Origin of the sequence: Segatella copri (assembly GCF_009494835.1) — a bacterium.
GTDB lineage: Bacteria > Bacteroidota > Bacteroidia > Bacteroidales > Bacteroidaceae > Prevotella > Prevotella copri_F.
The window spans coordinates 1-18,771 of record NZ_VZBE01000041.1 but is presented as its reverse complement, the minus strand read 5'-3'; the positions used below and the strand labels follow the sequence as shown (position 1 = coordinate 18,771).

General features: G+C 45.2%; 16 protein-coding genes. 4 read left to right on the top strand and 12 right to left on the bottom strand.

Going from position 1 to position 18,771, the window contains the following annotated elements:
• The 4 genes from F7D47_RS06345 to F7D47_RS06325 form a co-directional block, all read right to left on the bottom strand.
• Window positions 1–267 (bottom strand): ORF6N domain-containing protein (locus F7D47_RS06345; protein ID WP_194253064.1); only part of this gene is annotated, 267 nt, incomplete at its 3' end.
• Window positions 264–1,487: a DUF6624 domain-containing protein gene (locus tag F7D47_RS06340; protein WP_228113349.1), complete on the bottom strand. Its 1,224-nt coding sequence runs from the start codon at window positions 1,485–1,487 to the stop codon at window positions 264–266. The genes F7D47_RS06345 and F7D47_RS06340, both read right to left, overlap by 4 nt.
• 615 nt (window positions 1,488–2,102) lie before the next feature.
• Window positions 2,103–3,227: an AAA family ATPase gene (locus F7D47_RS06330; protein WP_153084934.1), complete on the bottom strand. Its 1,125-nt coding sequence runs from the start codon at window positions 3,225–3,227 to the stop codon at window positions 2,103–2,105.
• Between the two features lie 144 nt (window positions 3,228–3,371).
• On the bottom strand, window positions 3,372–4,754 hold the full coding sequence (locus tag F7D47_RS06325; RefSeq protein WP_118190473.1) for a hypothetical protein: 1,383 nt from the start codon (window positions 4,752–4,754) through the stop codon (window positions 3,372–3,374).
• A 408-nt stretch (window positions 4,755–5,162) separates the two neighbouring features.
• Here F7D47_RS06325 and F7D47_RS06320 point away from each other — a divergent pair, with 408 nt between their 5' ends.
• The 3 genes from F7D47_RS06320 to nagB all read left to right on the top strand — a co-directional run bounded on the left by F7D47_RS06320 (window position 5,163) and on the right by nagB (window position 8,068).
• The gene (locus F7D47_RS06320; RefSeq protein ID WP_153084935.1) at window positions 5,163–6,428 is read left to right on the top strand and encodes a VapE domain-containing protein; all 1,266 of its coding nucleotides are present in this window, start codon (window positions 5,163–5,165) and stop codon (window positions 6,426–6,428) included.
• Between the two features lie 310 nt (window positions 6,429–6,738).
• Window positions 6,739–7,191 (top strand): DUF6078 family protein, encoded by a 453-nt coding sequence (locus F7D47_RS06315; RefSeq protein WP_117587787.1) that lies wholly within the window; start codon window positions 6,739–6,741, stop codon window positions 7,189–7,191.
• 85 nt (window positions 7,192–7,276) lie between these two features.
• Window positions 7,277–8,068, top strand: a complete 792-nt coding sequence (nagB, locus tag F7D47_RS06310; protein ID WP_006848210.1) for a glucosamine-6-phosphate deaminase — start codon at window positions 7,277–7,279, stop codon at window positions 8,066–8,068.
• A gap of 37 nt (window positions 8,069–8,105) precedes the next feature.
• Here the strand turns inward: nagB and F7D47_RS06305 are convergent, their stop codons facing one another.
• The 8 genes from F7D47_RS06305 to trhA form a co-directional block, all read right to left on the bottom strand.
• Window positions 8,106–9,224 (bottom strand): efflux RND transporter periplasmic adaptor subunit, encoded by a 1,119-nt coding sequence (locus tag F7D47_RS06305; RefSeq protein ID WP_153084936.1) that lies wholly within the window; start codon window positions 9,222–9,224, stop codon window positions 8,106–8,108.
• 23 nt (window positions 9,225–9,247) lie between these two features.
• Window positions 9,248–10,495, bottom strand: coding sequence for an ABC transporter permease (locus F7D47_RS06300; RefSeq protein ID WP_117695645.1), 1,248 nt, complete (start codon window positions 10,493–10,495; stop codon window positions 9,248–9,250).
• Window positions 10,496–10,571: 76 nt separating this feature from the next.
• Window positions 10,572–11,831, bottom strand: coding sequence for an ABC transporter permease (locus F7D47_RS06295; RefSeq protein WP_153084937.1), 1,260 nt, complete (start codon window positions 11,829–11,831; stop codon window positions 10,572–10,574).
• Window positions 11,832–11,838: 7 nt separating this feature from the next.
• A complete protein-coding gene (locus F7D47_RS06290; protein WP_006848206.1) occupies window positions 11,839–12,555 on the bottom strand; it encodes an ABC transporter ATP-binding protein in 717 nt (238 codons plus the stop codon).
• 161 nt (window positions 12,556–12,716) lie between these two features.
• Complete coding sequence (locus F7D47_RS06285) at window positions 12,717–13,088, bottom strand: GntR family transcriptional regulator (protein WP_117695648.1); 372 nt, start codon at window positions 13,086–13,088, stop codon at window positions 12,717–12,719.
• Window positions 13,089–13,107: 19 nt separating this feature from the next.
• Complete coding sequence (locus tag F7D47_RS06280) at window positions 13,108–13,944, bottom strand: hypothetical protein (RefSeq protein WP_153084938.1); 837 nt, start codon at window positions 13,942–13,944, stop codon at window positions 13,108–13,110.
• Between the two features lie 25 nt (window positions 13,945–13,969).
• Window positions 13,970–14,788 (bottom strand): ABC transporter ATP-binding protein, encoded by an 819-nt coding sequence (locus F7D47_RS06275; RefSeq protein WP_153084939.1) that lies wholly within the window; start codon window positions 14,786–14,788, stop codon window positions 13,970–13,972.
• A 242-nt stretch (window positions 14,789–15,030) separates the two neighbouring features.
• Complete coding sequence (trhA, locus tag F7D47_RS06270) at window positions 15,031–15,687, bottom strand: PAQR family membrane homeostasis protein TrhA (RefSeq protein ID WP_153084940.1); 657 nt, start codon at window positions 15,685–15,687, stop codon at window positions 15,031–15,033.
• A 327-nt stretch (window positions 15,688–16,014) separates the two neighbouring features.
• Between trhA and F7D47_RS06265 the strand changes: the two genes are divergently transcribed.
• On the top strand, window positions 16,015–18,210 hold the full coding sequence (locus F7D47_RS06265) for an alpha-galactosidase (protein ID WP_153084941.1): 2,196 nt from the start codon (window positions 16,015–16,017) through the stop codon (window positions 18,208–18,210).
• Window positions 18,211–18,771 lie beyond the last annotated feature (561 nt).

Here is an 18,771-nt window from a genome sequence, read left to right as displayed (position 1 = left end):
ACATATGCCTTGGAAAGCCTTTATGCAATCCTCGGCGTTAACTAACTCTGACAACGTAGAACACACCTTGCCTTGCTCTGTAAAAGCATAAGTTGAATAGCGGTTGCCACCTCTTCCATTTGAGATCACAATTTGTGACCTCAAACATTCTTCTCTACTCAATTCAAAACGAAAATCATCGGGAAATCGCTCTATGTTACGCTTTACAGCTTGATTTAACACCCTGGTTTCCACTCCATAAAGTTCAGTCAAGTCTCTGTCTATCATAATTTGATTCCCATCATTTTAAGATAGTCTGATAACGTTCCCATACCAACAGACTTCCTGTATTCGTCAACTTTCTCAGGATTCTCCAGCTTGTAAAGATGCCATTTGCCGTCCTTGTCTTCTTCCAATTGGGTGCCATATCGCTGTGGACGACCTTCGAAAAGGCAGATACGGTCTTCCATCATCGCCACATTCTCACGAGGAATATCGCCTCTCTCTGCAGCCTTTAGGAACAATGGCAGATATTTCCTTTGCATCTCGACCGATGAATGCTGAACAACAAGCCAATAAGCTCTACATGCATCACCAACCTTGTCCTTACCAACAAATCCACGTGAATCAAGGATTTTAAAAATCTTCTGTTGGTTGACGCTGTCAATCGTAGCCATTACGGAAAAAATGGAATCTATCTTTGCCTTGTCTTGTGGCTGCTGTCTTGATGTCATCCTCCATTCCTGTCGAATGGCTTGGTCATCTTTTGCTATTTCGAGCAGTTGATTGCGGAGAGGAATATCGTAGTTGGCTTCTTTCCTTGTCTGACGCTCATGCATCGCATTAATGATTTCATTCCATCGCACATCATCATGAATAGGGAGCAGATCTTTGTCTGTTTCTATGTTCAGACTATACCATTCTGGTTCAGCTTTCATTCTCTCCTCAAGAAACCAGAACGCAGCATCTTTATGACCTGCCAGTGATGCCACACATGCAGCATTATAGAGATGCTGGCCGCGAACGTAGTTCTTAAAATCAAATGCATGGGTGAAGTATCGTTCAGCTTCTTGATAATTCTGCTGCATGTAGGATGAATCAGCTTTTGATATTAAACTATTGTACTTCCGACTTTCCTCCACATCAGGTAAAGTACCAGTCTGCATCACTCTGATGCTCTTGTTCTTGAAATCCTCCAAAGATATAGCTACAGACTGCATATTATGCATATCAGTTACATCCCAATGATAAACACCTTTCTCTGGCCATTTCTTAGATTCTGTCTGCATGACATACATTATTCCCAGTATTGTCTTACCAGCCTTATTTATTCTGTCAACACAAACAAGTCGGTGTTGTCTTTTATTAAAATATAGATTTCGCCAAATGTTTTCAACATCATTCTTTGGTAGCTTCCACAAAGTTGTCCTGGTTACAGTCAACAATCCATCCTTGCTGATCTCATAATCAGGAACCTCACAGCTGTTCACTCCTTCAAATACATACATATTATCATCAACAGTGCGTAAACCATTCACAGGAAATGGTACATCCTTGGTTATTGCCCTAATGTATTTTGTGTATTCAGTCTGATTTTTTGTAGAGCATGATGTCATAAGCACAACTGCTCCCAATATAAAAATACTTTTCTTCATTTTATCTGTCATATTTATATTCATTTTTTCCAAAATCACAAATTGTGACTTTGAACATTACCATATTTAACAGCATTCAAAAGTAGTGCTTTTAGCCTTTAAACTACTATCACACAACCCCTTTCTTTGAAAAGAACGTAAAATCAATAGTATTATTGCGGTGATTGCACTTTTATTAATCGCTTCACTCGTTGTACGGTATTTACCCCTTAACCACTCAACTTTGCCACATCCCGAACGGAATACCCCTTGCGGAGCAAACTAATAACTTCCCTATATTCGGCTTTCATCTGTTCTGCCGTTTTTACAGAGCCTACCTTGCGCCCGAGTTTTCCACCTTTATCTATAAACCGCTTCCTTCCTGACTGCAATCGGAATGAGATTTTATCACGCTCCAATTGCGCACAGGTCGAAAGCGTGGCTATCATTATAGGAGCAAAGAGGGACGGATGTTCTTCATCGTCCAATTTACATCATTTCCTTCTTAAACCAAAGCTCGAACACACAGTCGGCAATGAAGATGCCGTCTTTTTCGATGGTAATCAACTCTTTGTCGATGAGGGCTTTCTTGATGCGGTCGATATTGGATTTACTGCCCAGCGGATAGGTTTCTGTTACAGCCTGGGCGGTGAAACCTGAGTGGATGCCACTGCAGAGGAGGCGCAGAAAATTGAGCTGATAGGTGGTTAAGCCCTCGGTTTGCTGTACGAAGAGTCCATGGCATTGTTGCAGCAAGGCGCTGATGCCACTTTGTAAGGTTTCTTCGTTTACTTCTTTCTCGGTTTCTGCCATCACGTTCCATGCCAGCTGTTGTACATAAGATGAATAATTCTTTACGGTATCGCATATCCTGGTAGCAAAATCCTTAGATATGCTCTTTCCGTATTTCTCGAATCGGGAGCAGATGAAAGGTACCCAATATTCAGTAGGAATGCAATCCAAGTGCAGCATCTCGCCAAACATATAGAAAGGCATGCGTCGGTTTTGGAAAATGTTTTCCATCAGATGCTTCTTGCTTCCAAAGAAACAGTATGATACATTCTGATGATGCTGCCAGGCGCCACGCAGTTTCTTCTGAACCGTAAGAGTATCAGGGAATTCTCCAATTTGCTGGAATTCGTCGATGCAGACCACCATGTGGATTCCCTTTTCCTGAGCGATTCTTTCCGGAAGATTCAGAATCTCTTCAGGGGAATAGTCCTTTGGTGTAATTCCCAGAGATAATGAATATTCGGATGTAGGATCTGGACTAAAGGAGATTTTTGGTGAAACTCTTACCAGGAACTGCTTGATGTTTTCTACTACTTGTTCCAGCTTATTACTCATAGATTTCATAATGGTTTCTGCAAAGCGATTGTAGAAATCATATTCGCTTCGGCAGTCATAGATGTCCATATACACCACTTTTATCTCTGGATTATCAATTTCGGATATTACCTTTTTGACGAGCGAAGTCTTGCCCATGCGTCGGGGAGAGATGAGAATGACGTTGATGCCATGCTCAAAGTCTGCCTTGATGCGCTTGGTTTCTTCTATTCGGTCGGTGAAGTTGTTTCCGGCAACCGACATACCATATACGAATGCCTTTTCCATTGTTTTTTTGCTTGATTACGGATGCAAAGATAAGCAAAAAAATAAAAGTTCACAAGTTTGTGGACCACAAACTTGTGAACTTTTAATATTATTTTGTAAATCAGGTATTTAAAAGCTGTTTTTTATGCATAAAACAAGCCGGAATCAGAGGCTTTTCTTATCAAATACACCATTCATCGTGATGCAGAGATGCTGGAACTTGCTGAGGAGCTTGTCTGACCATTTCGTCATGTTGTAAAGGTCCTTGATTTCCTTAAACTTCTTTTCCTCCCATTGAGGATAATCTATCTCTGAGAAATAACGGCGGTAGTCGCGGAGATTGTCGCCCGAGAAATGGAGATAATCGTCGATGTCGCCAAACCATTCGGGAGTCATCATCTGGGTGGCAAAGGCTTCGAAATTCTGGTTGTCCTGAAGCATGCAGTTGTGATTCAATACACACCATACGCAGAACCAATGGTTCTTGCGGGTAACAAATTTCAACATATTGGCTATCTGAGCCTTCAGATTCTGCATGTCGATGTATTTGCCGTCTTTTACTTTGTAGAAAACCTCGTTGGGAAGGGTTTCCGGAATGCCTTCGGGATGTTCCAAATCGTAGATTTCCTGCTCGATGATGTGCCATTTTACGGTGGCTGATACCAGTTTGAGATATTCTTGTGCTGTAAAATTGACGTGGGCAAGCTGGGCGCCCAGCAGTTGGGTGTCTCTTATATATTTCATAAAGTCGAGGCGCAGATTTTCCGGTACCTCGTCTTTTAGTGTTTTTCTTACTTCCAGCAATTGGCTGACGGAGAGCTGCTTTCCGTTGTTATCATATTCCAGGGTTGTAAAGTATCGGTCTATGTCGCTGATGCCCTTTGGTTCTTCCTGATATTCCTGTAGCGACATTTCGAAGAGGCGGGTGGTCTGCTCTTCGCTCATGGCGAGGTTGGTGAAATGGCTCAGCTGGCGGAAGTGGAGCATCAGATAACATGCCATGCTGTATAGCTGGAAGAGATTCCAGAGGCGCTCTACAGGTTTTACACCGGGGATATGAGTGGGTTTTACCTGGCGTAACAGTTCTTTCTGGAGTTTGGTTACTTCGTTTACATCGATAGTACTTCCTTTGCCCAGTTCATCGGTTTCGAAAAAATCGTTGAGTTTCGGCAGGATGCGGGTCATATCCAGCGGCGCCACTTTCATCCGTTTTCCTTCTATCTGTTTTCCCTTTTTCATGTCTTCCATGATATGCGCCATCAGGGGTGTAAACTTCTGCATTACGATGATGCTGATGCTTACTTCGTGGGTTTCGTTCTGCTCCTTTCGCTGCTTCGCTATGTCGTTGTGCTGCAGCACCATATCTTTCTCTGCCATATAGCAGAGCCGGGTGGCTTTGGTGCAGAGCGAACGGATATCGAAGGTAAGTTCCTGCGGACTGTAATCTTCCCATGCATCTACCAGAATGCTGAGCATTCGGCAGAAGTTGTCGAGCTGTCGGTCGAAGACTTCGTAGCTGAATTCTATTTCATCTTTATCTTCATTCATTGTCAGTCTGTTTTAAGAAAATAAGTTTCGCCACAAAGGTAAGATTTATTTTCGGATTATGCAAGGATATGCATCTGTTTTTCCTCTTTTTTCCCCATACTTTTCCCCGTAGCCCCCTTGTTTCTTCCCTGATTTCAGAAAAGTAGCGGGAAGGTGGCGGGGAAAATTTGGAATCGGTGAAGGGAAGTATTAACTTTGCAATCGAAAACGAAAGAGCGGCGAAATGCTGAACCATGAATGAGCTGAAACTCTTCACTCTTCACCTGAAGCCCGGAAATGCCCATAAACAGAGGGGTTTCGGGGGGTGAAGAGATAGAGACAACTCTTCACCCACTCTTCACCACTCTTCACCTTATTATATATAAGGGCAAAAAGGATGATTATTATTAATCTTAAAATTTACACATAATGGAAAATTTAAAAACCTTATCGTCATCAGATAAGATGACAAACGAAATTTCAGCACTCTCTCTTGTTGAGAGTTTTCTCGATGAGTATTATCTCTTCCGTAGAAATGTGCTAAGTGGTAAAACCGAGTATTTCACTCTCTCAAAGAATGAGGACGAAACTGAGGAGCCCGTAGAAGAGGAACCGGAAACCGGTGGGGGAGAGGAGGAATCTTCTGACTCAACCTGGAAGGTGCTGACTCCGGAGGCTTTCAATTCCATCGTCCGTCACGCCAAGCGGTTGGGTGTGGGAGGAAAGAAGTCGCCCCGACAGGATATTGAGGAGTTCGTACGTTCTGAAGAGGTTCCGGAGTTTGATCCTATCAGGGAATATCTCGAGAACCTGCCGGAATGGGATGGTAAGAACCATGTGGCTGAACTCTTTGGCAGGATTCCGGGGCTTACAAGTGAACAGTTGGGATGGTGCGCCACCTGGCTCCGTTCAGCTGTTGCCCACTGGTTGCAGATGGATATGTTTCATGGCAACGAAACCACTCCTGTGCTTATCGGCAAGCAGGGTTGCGGCAAGAGTACCTTTGCCTATCGCCTGCTGCCGGATCATCTGCGACAGTATTTCCTCGACCACATCAACTTTGCCAATAAGTTTGACTCCGAGATGGCGCTCACTCATAATCTCTTTGTCAACATAGATGAGTTTGCGAATATGGGACCATCGCAGCAGGGCAAGCTGAAGCAGATGCTTTCGAAGGTGAAGGTGAACGGGCGCCCTATCTTCGGCAAGTGTCAGGATGACCGTCCGCGTTACGCTTCCTTCCTGGCAACTACCAATGATGAGCATCCGCTCTGCGACCCTACGGGTAGCCGCCGATTCGTCTGTCTGCACATTCCGGCAGGTGAATATATCGACAACGGTTCACCCATCATTTATGACCAGCTCTATGCACAAGTTATGTATGAGCTTTGTCATAAGAAGACGCCTTACTGGTTTACCAATGCCGAGGTGGATCGCATTCAGAAGTGCAATCTTCCTTTCTTCAAGGTAGATGATTTTGAATCGATGCTGAAGAGCTGCTTCCGTGTTCCTGAAGATAATGAAACGGGCGAATGGCTCATCTGTTCGGATGTTTTCGAGGTTCTGCACGAAAGATTTCCGATGCTGATCAGTAATCTGAGTACCAAGATTCGCATCGGCCAGTCGCTCAAACTCCTGGGTTGCAAGATGAAGCATACCAAGAAGGGTCAGGCCTATCTGCTTGTAAGAATCTGAAAATATAGCTAAGCGGCAGATGGGTGAAGAGTGGTGAAGAGTGGGTGAAGAGTGAGAAACAACTCTTCACCCCTCGAATCCCCTCTGTTTATCGGCATTTCCGAGGGTTAGGTGAAGAGTGAAGAGTTTTTCGCAGTTCCTCTCTTAAAATTCTTTCTCAGGCTTTTCTGATAGCTGTCTGACTAGAACAGCCCACTGTTCTCATAGCGGCTAGTTGGCTGTCTGTGGTTCGCCAGTTGGCTATTTGCCGATAACAGCCTCTCAATCTTTCGAAGAAAAAATTATTTATCCAACTTAAAAAATAAAGAACATGAACAATATTTCAATCCATTCCATTGATACGGTATGTCTCAAGGAGGCGTGCCCGGTACATCACCTTTGTGCTCGTTTCGAGCGTTATCAGAAGTTGCGTAAGTCGGAGAAGGTGTTCAGTATTCTGAACCCGGACCATATAGCCTGCAACGAGCAGGGCTGCGCCTATCGGCTTCAGAAGAAGATTATACGCATGGCACGCGGATTCCGCCGCATGTTCGGCACGATACCTTCTGCCAATACGCCTCATTTCTGGCACTTTTCGCCCTATATCAGCGAAAGCACCTATTGCAAGGCGAAGCGCGGCGCCATCCTCATCGCACCCGATATGCAGCAGAAATTACTGCGTCTCTTCGAGCAGAATGGCGCCGATATCAGCATCGGTTTTGATGAATATGTAGAGCAGGAGGGCTATGAAGAAGTAGATACCGCAAACTGTAAAAAAATATAATTTTTTCCATCTTTTAGCGGTAATGAAACAGATTTTTATTATTTTTGTTTCCTGAATTTTACAACTAAACAATAAGAAATAGATTATGCGTGTTATTATCGAAAAAGATTATGAGAAGCTGTCAAAGTGGGCAGCTGATCATGTAATTGAAACAATTAACAGATTTCAACCAACTGCTGAACGTCCTTTTGTTTTGGGTTTGCCAACCGGTTCTTCACCTCAGGGCATGTATGCCAACCTGGTAAAGGCGGTAAAAGAAGGCAAGGTTTCGTTCAAGCATGTCATCACCTTCAATATGGATGAATATGTAGGTTTGCCTGAATCTCATCCTGAGAGCTATCACTCTTTCATGGCTACCAATCTCTTCAATCATATCGACTGCCCTAAGGAGAATATTCATATCCTGAACGGTAATGCCGAGAATCTGGAAGAGGAGTGCCGTCATTATGAGCAGATGATAGAAGAAGCGGGTGGCATCGACCTCTTTATCGGTGGTATCGGTCCTGATGGCCATATCGCTTTCAACGAGCCATTCTCTTCTCTTACCTCCCGCACTCGAGTAAAGACGCTCACTACAGACACCAAGATTGCCAACTCCCGTTTCTTCGATAATGATCCTGAGAAGGTACCTAGTCTGGCTCTGACCGTAGGTGTGGGTACCGTGATGGCTGCCCGAGAGGTAATGATTCTCTGCAACGGTCATAACAAGGCCCGCGCCCTGCAGGCTGCCATCGAAGGCCCTGTTACCCAGGCTTGGACCATCAGCGCTCTGCAGCAGCACCAGCATGGCATCATCGTTTGTGATGAGATTGCCTGCGATGAACTGAAGGTGGGTACTTATCGTTACTTCAAGGATATCGAAAAGGATAACATCTAAGTTATCTGATGCCTATAAAAAAGAATAAGGATGATGACTATTCGTCATCATCCTTATTTTCTGCTATTACCTGAGGACCGCGAACCTTGTCTTTGAGACCCAGACCCTTCTTGATTTCTATATTTACTCCATCGCTCAAACCGGTAGTTACCTGTTTGCGCTCATAAGTTTTCTTCTTGTCGCTACCTTTTATGATATATACAAAGGTAGAATCGCCGCTAAACTCGATGGCACTCTCCGGAACGGTGAGTACATGGGTAGCCTTTGCCAGTACAATCTCGGCATTGGCGCTGTAGCCTGAACGGATTTTGCCGCCCTTGGTAGAACGGATGGCTGCCTTTACCTCAAACTGGTTGGCACCATTGTTTTCTACAGCCTTAGGAGAGATATACTCCAGGTTAGCCTCGAAGTTGAGGTTCTGCAAGGCTCCGATGGTAATCTTCATCGGCATTCCTGTAACGAGACTTCCCACTTCGGTTTCATCTATATTGCCACGGAAGATGAGGTCGTTCATGTTAGCCACACTGGCGATGGTAGTACCATCGTTGAAAGTGTTGGCAAGAATCACCGAGTTACCCACCTTGACCGGAATATCGAGGATAATGCCCGAGATGGTAGAACGGATGAGGGTAGAAGAAGCGCTGGCATTGCTCTTGCTTACACCATCACGAACTACTTCGAGCGCATCCAGGGCGGCAACCTTCTCCTCCTTTGCCTGTTGTAACGACTGTTTAACCTTATCAAACTCATCGGCGCTGACCAATTGCTTCTTGTAGAGTTGTTCCTCGCGTCCATAGTTTACCTGTGCCTGCTTCAGGTTAATCTCGGCAAGGCGCACACGAGCCTGCGCCGAACTGAGCTGTCCCATATCCGGAATCACCTTTACCTTGGCGATAACCTCGCCCGCCTGAACATAATCACCCGCTTCTTTGCAAATCTCGGTGATGATACCGCTAATCTGAGGCTTTACGCTCACCTCGTTGCGAGGCTCAATCTTGCCCGTGATGACGGTAGTTTTCAAAACATCAGCCATCTTAGGAGTAAACTCAGTATACTCCACAGGCTTAGGCTGCGATTTCTCATAAAGGAACACGAAGGTTCCGATGAAAATCAAGGCGACAATCGCCGCAACAATCAACTTTGAATACTTTTTCATATCTTTTATATCTTATTTTTCTTTTATTCGTCTCTCATCGCATCTACCGGTTTGATGCTCATCGCTCGCCATGCAGGGGCGAGTCCGGCTAGGCCGCCAAGGATGCAGATGAGGATGGCTGAAGAGATGGCCGTCCAGAAATCTACCTGGAAGTGGGCGGTAAGAATGCCATCCGTGGTACTTCCTACTTCCAGCATCTGCAGGATGGCAACGCCGAAGAGGATGCCGCTCATGCCGGCTACCAGGGTGAGGAGAATACTCTCGGAGATGATTTGCGAGAGAATCATCTTAGGCGTGGCTCCGATGGCTCGGCGGATGCCTATCTCGGTGGTTCGCTCCTTTACCGTTACCATCATGATATTGGAAACTCCGATGGCGCCGGCAAGAAGGGTGCCGATGCCTACCAGCCAGATGAGGAAGTTGACGCCCTTGAACAGGTTGTCGAGCATCTGGAAGAGAACTTCGGTATTGAAGACCATAATGCCTTTTTCGTCCGTAGGGTCGATGCTGTGGGCTCTTGCTACGGTTTCTCTCATCCGCTGGGCAATGCTGCTCATTACTACGCCCGGTTTGCCGGTGGTGGCTATGATGTCTACTGCCTTACCCCGGTTATAAGCGCTGCGCAAAACCGATTGGGGCAGGGTGATGGTTTCATCGGCACGACCGCCGAAATTGATGCCGTTGCCCGAACGGTAATCTACGCCTATCACCATATAATAGGTAGAGTCAACTCTTACGCTCTTGCCGCACGGATCACCGCCGCCAGGAAAGAGATTCTTGTAAATCTGTTTGCCGATGACGCAAACCTTGCGCTGCTGGCGCACATCCATCTCGTTGATGTATCTGCCGTAAAACATCTGTGGCGCAGAAACCTGGGCGTAATCGGGATTCACGCCCTGTGTGCTGCCGCTGAATTTTTTGTCTCCAAACACCACCGACTTGTTGCCGCCGAAGAGCAGCGGGGTAATGACATCGAGTTCGGGCATCTGGTGGCGCAATCTGTCCAGATCTTTCTCTTCCATCTGCCAGGAGCGCCCCTTGTTGAATCCCTTGTAGGGTTTGGTGGTGTTCTGCGCCCAGATGATAGCGGTGTTGGTGGCAAAGCCTGTGAAGTTGTTTTGCAGCATCTCCTTCAGTCCCTGTCCGCCACCCATCAGGGCGATGAGCATAAACACGCCCCAGAACACGCCGAAGCCCGTAAGCAGACTGCGGCTCTTGTTCCTCGTGATGGTGTCGAGAATCTCTTTATATGTATCTAAATCTAATCGCATAGCCTATTCAATATATATAATAAGGTGTAAGCAAGAATGAATTCAACATTCAACACTTAGCATTCAACATTTTGCATTACTCCGCTCTCAGCGCCTCTATCGGTCGGATTCTTGCAGCCTTGATGGCTGGGATGAGTCCGGCGATGGTGCCTGCGATGACGATGGTGATGGTTGCGCCGATACAGGTGCCGAGGCCCACCGTAGGGTTCACAAACATGGCGGCTTTAAACAGTCCGGTATCTACTGTGGTGTGGCCGATGGTTGCATCCATGATTTCGTTTGCCGCCACGCCGCAGACCATTCCGATGTAGCCGAAGAATGAGGTGATGATGATGCTCTCGGTGATGATGAGCTTCAGTATCGACCAAGGTTTGGCTCCTATGGCTTTTCTTACGCCAAACTCTCGAGTTCGCTCCTTCACGGTGATGAGCATGATGTTGCTTACGCCCACGATTCCGCTCAGCAGGGTGAACAGACCCACAATCCATAGGGCCGTCTGCATGATGGCGATTCCCTGGTTCATCTGGATATTGTCCATGTATCGGTTCCAGAGCCAGATGGTTCGCTCGTCATCAGGTGCTGCCTGATGGTTGTTGTTGATGCTGGCGCGGTAGTTCTTTTCAAACTGCTTATTGTCCTCCTTGGTCTTCAGGTTCTTGATGGTAAACTCCAGACTTCCCGCATCATCGCCCTTGGCGTAGATGGTCTTTATGGTGGAGTAGGCGATGAAGGCTTCGGTATTGTTGCGCGATTCATCATCCTTGTAGATTCCCACCACCTGGAAGTTGAGGTTGCTGATCTTTACGTTCTTGCCTACCAGCGAACGGTAGTCTTTGCAGAGTTCCTTGGCCTGGCTTCGGCTCAGCACCACATTCTTGCGCTGCTCCTTCATATCGATTTCATTGATGAATCGTCCGGCTATCAGCTCCGTCTTGTCGATTTTGGGATGTGTAGGAGCCACACCCACTAATGACTGGCTTGCCACATAATTATCGCCATAGTTGATGTTCAGGTTATATTGTTCCAGTCTTCCGCCCACATCATCCACGTACTGGCCGTAGGTCTTGTTGCTGATGAGGATGTCCTTGTCGTTGAGCGTGATGCTTCTGCCTTCCTTCAGTCCCTTGTAAGCCTTGGAGGTTTCGCGCGGGAATACTCGCATGGAGTTGGCAAGGAATCGGGTGCTTTGCTGCAACTGGGCATTAATCAGTCCGTTGCCGGCGCCCAGCAGGAATATCAGCATGAAGATTCCCCAGGCAACGGCAAATCCCGTAAGCGAAGTGCGGAGCTTGTTGCGCTTCGACGTGCTCCATATTTCTTTGATTAATTCTCTCATTCTCTTCTTATTTAACGTAGTCTTTCGATACGAGATGATGGTCTCTGTTGTCTTCGATGCTTCCGATGAGTCCGTCCTTGATATGGATAACCTTATCGGTTTCGTTGGCTACACCGCTTTCGTGGGTTACCACCACAATGGTCATTCCCTCCTTCTGGTGCAGTTCCTTCAGCAGGTCCATCACTTCCACGCTCGTTTTGGAGTCGAGGGCTCCGGTAGGCTCATCGGCAAGGATGATTTCCGGTTTGGTGATGAGGGCACGGGCGATGGCTACACGCTGCTTCTGTCCTCCCGACATTTCGTTAGGATAATGGTTGGCCCATTGCTTCAAGCCCAGTTTTTCGAGATATTCCATCGCCAGTTCGTGGCGCTTCTTGCGGCTCACGCCCTGGTAGAAGAGGGGAAGCTCTACGTTTTCCACCGCTGTCTTAAACGAGATGAGGTTGAATGACTGGAAGATGAAGCCTATCATCTTGTTGCGGTATTCGGCAGCACGGGTTTCCGAGAGGTCTTTGATGAGCACATCGTTGAGTCGGTATTCGCCCGTATCGTAGTTGTCGAGAATACCCAGTATATTCAATAAGGTGGATTTTCCCGAGCCGGAGGCACCCATGATGCTGACGAACTCGCCACGTTCGATGTCGAGGTCGATGCCCTTCAGTACATGGAGTGGCTGAGCACCCTGGTAGGTCTTGTTGACGTCTTTTAGATGAATTAATGACATATTACTTTCGTTTTATGGATATCATTTTAAACCATTAGACGCTTGCAACTTTCAGAAAGTTGCAAGCGTAACTCTTTTTTAAAAACGTTATTACATACACCTTATTATATATAAGGCAAAGACAGAAGCTATAAATATATATTTGAGGATGAATAGTGTCATCATATCTTTATCTTTTTGAGATTCTTCTCCAACTCTTCCTTCACTTCATCGATGGAGATGTCGAGAAGCTGCATCTGTCGGGCGAGTTCCGGGAGTCTTTCTTTCATAAACTCCTTTTTGCGGGTCTTCTTAATCTGCTTCTTGGCTCCCGCGGAAACAAAGTAGCCTAGGCCTCGCTTGTTGTAGATGATCTCATCGGTGGCAAGCAGATCGTATGCCTTCACGGCTGTGTTGGCATTTACCTCCAGCAGTACGGCGTATTCCCTGACGCTCGGTATTCGTTCGTCTTCCTTGTACTTGCCCGCCAGAATCTCATCGCTCAGTCGCTCGGCTATCTGTACGTATATTGCTTTATCGTTACTGAAATTCATAATCTTCAAATTTTAATTCTTAGATGTTGATCCACTTGTTGCAGGTAACCTGCATACGGGTGAAAATCTTGTAAGATGCCCAGTAGTTGAAAGCTGAGAGGGCAAGGAAGAGGATGCAGAGCATAGTGGTGAATATATAGTTGTGTCCATCATTGTATGGCTTAAGAAAGTCGAGAAGACCGGCGTGCGCCATCCACTGAATCGCATATCCAAACACCATAAATAGTACAAGTCCTGTGAGAAATGTGAACAGCGGTGCCATCTTGCGATAGAACGTGCCACCCAGGGTGCAGAACGAGTGGGCGAAGATGAAGAAACTATAGAATATTGCATCTTGCTCTTCCCAGCGCGTGAATAGGGTGCTGCCGAATATGGACTTGAGCACTGGCCATGAGATGCTTACATGAAATCCTGGATTGATGATGTAGCAGAATGCCAGCTGGATGGCATCGGTAGCAAAGAGAATGATGCATAGTTCTATGAGGCTGAGGAATACCATCAGCAGAAGGCGAGCCATGTATTTTTCTTTGTTGCTGGCTGGCAGCATCAGAAAATTCTCCCTGTAAGTCTTCGTCCTCAGATTGTTGAAGATGCAGGATGCCATCACATAGAATACGATGAAACATAGGAGGCCAAAGAAAACGGACTCTTCGGAAAGATAATGCTTCTGTGTACCAACTAGTGAGCTATCAAAGTCATACATGACTACACCTTTAAGATTGTTAATGCCTACGAGACTATAGAGCGAATAAGCGATGATGCAAGCCAGGGTGCTAAATGTATAGCCCTTCCTAAAGGTCAGCAAATCCCAACGCATCAACAATCCCAGTCTCTTGATATCGATTGTATTGTTCATAATTTTCTTCTTTTAAAATGTTCTACTAAATCTTCCCATTGATTACTGCATTGAAGAGCAGTTCCAAGTTCATCTGGGTCTCTGGTTCTCCCTCCTTGCGCTTGGCTAGCACGGCATTGCCTTGCAGCGTAGGCTCGGCATAGAGCACGGTGTCGTCCATTTCGGCAGGGGTGCGATAGGTAAAGCTGTATCGGTCGCAGATGTCCGAAACCGATGCGTCGAGCAGGAGCTGGCTCTGGTTCATGATAATGATGTGGTCGAGCAACGACTCTACATCGTGCACCTGATGAGTAGAGATGATGAGGGTGCGGTCTTCCGTCATATTGTTGGCGATGACCTTACGGAACTGGCTCTTCGATGGGATGTCGAGACCATTGGTTGGCTCGTCCATCAGAAGAAAGCGGGTACCCGTGGCGAGTGCAAAACTCATGAATACCTTCTTCTTCTGTCCCATCGAGAGTTCGTTCAACTTGAGAGAGAGTGGTAAATCAAAATCCTTGAGGCAACGGTCCAGCACTTCCTGCGAGAAGTTAGGATAGAATCCCTGGTTCATCTTCACGTAGGTGGCGAGGGAAACGTTGGGCAGTTCAAACTCTTCGGGCACCATGAAGATGTCCTTCAGCATCTCGGCTTTGCGATCTTGTGCCGAAATGCCATCCACGAGAATGGTACCTTGTTGCTGGCGGAGCAATCCGCTGATGAGGTAGAGCAGAGTGCTCTTGCCTGTACCGTTCTTGCCGAGCAAGCCATAAATATTGTTCTCCTTGAGTTCCAAAGAGAAATCTCTAAATACAAGGTGCTTGCTACCTGGGTATCTGAAATCAATGTCTTTAATCTGTATCATAATCTTTAATGTTTTAGTGTACTACTTCAATAGAACACTGCAAAGGTATGCTTTTCTGCGATAAGTTCCAAACTTTTGGGCAATTATTTTTATACTTTAACGTATTGTTAACAATTCCACCTTATTATATTATAAGAAGAGTATGATATGAATGAATGTCTTGTAATATAGAACTTTATAAAAAAACAAAGGCATCGGAAAGCAAAAACTTCCCGATGCCTTGATGCTTTTTATTAAGCCGTTTAGATATATTTCATGAGAATGTCCCAAACTGCAATGATGTGGCAGATACTACCAGCTAAAACGAAGAAATGGAACACGGAATGCATGTATTTCTTCTTGTTGATACTGTAGAATACGGCGCCCGTAATGTAGCAGACACCTTCGGCAATAATCCACCAGACTGTGGCGGTGGATACGGAGTCTATCAAAGGTTTAAAGGCAACCAGTACCGACAATCCCATGCCTACAAAGCAGATGGTCTCCAGGTTGCTGTGATCCTTGAGTCTGGCAAAACTCATAATGGTTCCGGCAATGGCGCAAGCCCAGATAAAGATAAAGAGGCTCCATCCCCAATATCCTTGGTCTCGCATCGCAATGAGCGTAATTGGCGAGTAAGAACCGGCAATATGCCAGTAGATGGCGGCATGGTCCCATTTGCGCAGTCGCTCCTTCCATTTGCTCCAGGCAGAAACTGCATGGTAAACCGTTGAGGCGATGTAAGACATCAGCATACCGAACAGATAGAGGATAACTCCCGCCGTAGCCCATCCGTTATTCATCGTAAAACACCAATATAAGAAGATGGCTCCCATGACAATGCCCATCAGGATACCTCCTGCATGCGACCATGAGTTCCAAAGTTCTTCTTTATGATTGAAATGTATCTTTAGTTTCATATCTCTATATATCTTTTCGTTACACATTCTGCTGATTTTGAGAAATAGGGCATTCAAGCCACTATACCTAAATCGTTATCAGCTATAACATTGCAAAGATACTAAGAATTTCTTAAAGTGGACTATCTTTTAGGAATTCTTTCGATTTCGGGAGTGTTTTCTTTGCTTTATTTGCTGATTGTTTGTCCTTTTCTGCTTTCTTCGAAAAATAAATCAAAAAAGTATTGGAGTGTATTGGATTTTTTTATAATTTTGCGATGTGAAAATGAGAAATCATCTCTCACAAAATAGAAACTATAAACGCAACTAATAACTTAGAAAGGTAATATGAAGTTAAAATCAATTGCACTTATATTGATGACTGTCGCACTTCCGGCGATGGCAGAAAAAGTATCTGTAAATACAAAGGGTATGTCGCTCATTCTCGATGTTGAGAATGGAAAGCCTGCCCAGTATCTCTATTTCGGTACTAAGTTGAATCCTAACGATTTGCAGAATCTGAAGGTTGCTACTGATGGCCGTATGGATGCTTATCCGGCTTACGGACTGAATACTCCGGCTGAAGCGGCGCTTGCCATGCGTCATAGTGATGGCAATCTTTCAACTGTACTCGTGGCTACGGGCTGTGATGTGAAGAACGAAGGGAAAGCTTCTGTTACGACCGTTCATCTGAAAGATCCTGTATATAATATAAAGGTAGATTTGAAGTATCGTGCATACAATGATGTTGATATGATTGAGGCATGGACCGAGATTCTGAATGGTGAAAAGGGTACTGTTACCCTGACTACCTTTGCATCGGCTATGCTTCCTATCCGTCGCGGAGATGTCTGGATGAGTCATCTTTCCGGTACTTGGGCTGCTGAGGGACAGTTGAGTCATGAAAAACTGCAGCCAGGAGAATTTGTAATCCGAAACAATGATGGTACCCGCAATTCGCATACCGATCATGCTGAAGTCATGTTCTCGCTCAATGGTAAAGGACAGGAAAATGCGGGTAATGTTATTGGTGCAGCCTTGGTTTATAGCGGTAACTATAAGCTGAAGACGGTTACCGATGATACCGAATATCATTATTTCTTTGCCGGTATTAACGAACAGAACTCTGAATATCATCTTAAAAAAGGTGAGACTTTCAAAACTCCAGCACTCGCTTTGACCTATTCAACACAGGGCTTGAGCGGTGCAAGTAGAAACTTCCATAAATGGGGACGCAAATATATCTTAGCACATGGAGATAAGGAGCGTGATATCTTGCTCAACTCTTGGGAAGGTGTTTATTTCGACATCAACCAGAAGGGAATGGACCAGATGATGGCTGATATCCATAGTATGGGTGGTGAACTCTTCGTAATGGATGATGGATGGTTCGGAACCAAATATCCTCGTGTTACTGATAACTGTGCACTCGGCGACTGGGTGGTTGATACCAAGAAACTTCCTAATGGCATTGAAGGCTTGCTGAACGATGCCAGGAAAAACCAGGTAAAGTTTGGTATCTGGATCGAACCGGAAATGACCAATACTACCAGTATGCTCTATGAGAAACATCCTGATTGGGTAATCAAGGCCCCTAAGCGAGATGCCGTTTTGGGCCGTGGCGGTACCCAGCTGGTGCTCGATCTCTCAAATCCAAAAGTACAAGACTTTGTTTTCGGTGTAGTAGACAATTTACTTACTAAATATCCAGATATAGCCTACATTAAGTGGGATGCCAATATGCCTATTATGAATCATGGCAGCCAATACTTGTCTGTAGCCGATCAGAGCCATCTCTACATCGCTTATCATCAGGGATTTGCGAAGGTTATCGACCGTATTCGTGCTAAGTATAAGGATGTGGTGATTCAATGTTGCGCAAGTGGCGGTGGCCGTGCCAATTGGGGCATGCTCCGTGGTTTTGATGAGTTTTGGGTAAGTGATAATACGGATGCCATGCAGCGTATTTATATGCAGTATGGAACCAGCTATTTCTTCCCGGCCATCGCCATGGCAAGTCATATCTCTGCTGTGCCAAACCATACCGTATTCCGCACTACTTCTTTGAAGTATCGTATTGATGTGGCTATGAGCGGACGACTTGGAATGGAAATCCAGCCAAAGAATATGACGGATGAGGAGAAGGCTCTCTGCCGAAAGGCTATCTCTGAATACAAGGAGATTCGTCCTGTTGTTCAGTTTGGCGACCTTTATCGTTTGGTTTCTCCGTACGATAATCAGGGCTTGTCTTCTATTATGTATGTTAGTGAAGCAAAAGACAAGGCTGTCTTCTATTGGTGGAAATTGGCAAACTTCTATAATGTTCATTTGCCAAGAGTTAAGATGGCTGGTCTGGATGAGAATAAGATGTATAAGGTAAAAGAACTTGATGTAATTGATAACAAGCCTCTTGATTGTGAGGGAAAATCTTACTCTGGTAAGTATCTTATGGAACATGGCTTGGAAATGCCGTATGTTCATGAAGTAGACTGGGGTAAGAAGAACGACTGGTCGTCTCGTGTTCTCTATTTGGAGGCAGAATAGTTTTCTGGTACTATGTTATATATATGCGCATGCTTGTGTGCCCACACGCAGATATGAGCGCGTGTATGTATATAATAAAGTGTTTGGTATCAAAATAAGTGCAAAACAAGATGAAAGTGTTAAAATACTGTTAATTCCGAAACTTTTTCTTGGAAATATTTGGTGGTTTCGGAAAATGTTTGTACTTTTGCACTCGCTTTTGAGAAATACAACTTCTCTTAGCAACTAAAGAAAGTTAGTGCAAGTCGAATACAATGAAATTAATTTCAATTGTTGAGGCGCAGCTTAACTTGCGAAGAAAGAGTTCTTTGAAAGATTTTACATAAACAGACAAGTAGTACAAGAAGCGGTTTTGGATTACACCTTATTATATAGGGAGTATAAAGAAACTGGGTAAAAGAAACGAACCGTCAAGCAATTGACAAGTCAGGTTTACTAAGCTTCAATAAACGAAAAGGATATTCGTCCTAAGTACAGACAACAAACAAACCAAGCCGCAAGGCTAGGTAAAAATGATATTTTACAATGGAGAGTTTGATCCTGGCTCAGGATGAACGCTAG

What these genes read in the sequence shown, in the direction of transcription:
- F7D47_RS06325 (WP_118190473.1), bottom strand. Translation starts at nt 4,754, where the DNA reads ATGAATGAAGATAAAGATGAAATAGAATTCAGCTACGAAGTCTTCGAC.
- F7D47_RS06280 (WP_153084938.1), bottom strand. Translation starts at nt 13,944, where the DNA reads ATGAACAATACAATCGATATCAAGAGACTGGGATTGTTGATGCGTTGG.
- F7D47_RS06290 (WP_006848206.1), bottom strand. Translation starts at nt 12,555, where the DNA reads ATGTCATTAATTCATCTAAAAGACGTCAACAAGACCTACCAGGGTGCT.
- F7D47_RS06340 (WP_228113349.1), bottom strand. Translation starts at nt 1,487, where the DNA reads ATGTATGTATTTGAAGGAGTGAACAGCTGTGAGGTTCCTGATTATGAG.
- F7D47_RS06265 (WP_153084941.1), top strand. Translation starts at nt 16,015, where the DNA reads ATGAAGTTAAAATCAATTGCACTTATATTGATGACTGTCGCACTTCCG.
- F7D47_RS06330 (WP_153084934.1), bottom strand. Translation starts at nt 3,227, where the DNA reads ATGGAAAAGGCATTCGTATATGGTATGTCGGTTGCCGGAAACAACTTC.
- F7D47_RS06315 (WP_117587787.1), top strand. Translation starts at nt 6,739, where the DNA reads ATGAACAATATTTCAATCCATTCCATTGATACGGTATGTCTCAAGGAG.
- F7D47_RS06320 (WP_153084935.1), top strand. Translation starts at nt 5,163, where the DNA reads ATGGAAAATTTAAAAACCTTATCGTCATCAGATAAGATGACAAACGAA.
- F7D47_RS06295 (WP_153084937.1), bottom strand. Translation starts at nt 11,831, where the DNA reads ATGAGAGAATTAATCAAAGAAATATGGAGCACGTCGAAGCGCAACAAG.
- F7D47_RS06300 (WP_117695645.1), bottom strand. Translation starts at nt 10,495, where the DNA reads ATGCGATTAGATTTAGATACATATAAAGAGATTCTCGACACCATCACG.
- trhA (WP_153084940.1), bottom strand. Translation starts at nt 15,687, where the DNA reads ATGAAACTAAAGATACATTTCAATCATAAAGAAGAACTTTGGAACTCA.
- nagB (WP_006848210.1), top strand. Translation starts at nt 7,277, where the DNA reads ATGCGTGTTATTATCGAAAAAGATTATGAGAAGCTGTCAAAGTGGGCA.
- F7D47_RS06305 (WP_153084936.1), bottom strand. Translation starts at nt 9,224, where the DNA reads ATGAAAAAGTATTCAAAGTTGATTGTTGCGGCGATTGTCGCCTTGATT.
- F7D47_RS06285 (WP_117695648.1), bottom strand. Translation starts at nt 13,088, where the DNA reads ATGAATTTCAGTAACGATAAAGCAATATACGTACAGATAGCCGAGCGA.
- F7D47_RS06275 (WP_153084939.1), bottom strand. Translation starts at nt 14,788, where the DNA reads ATGATACAGATTAAAGACATTGATTTCAGATACCCAGGTAGCAAGCAC.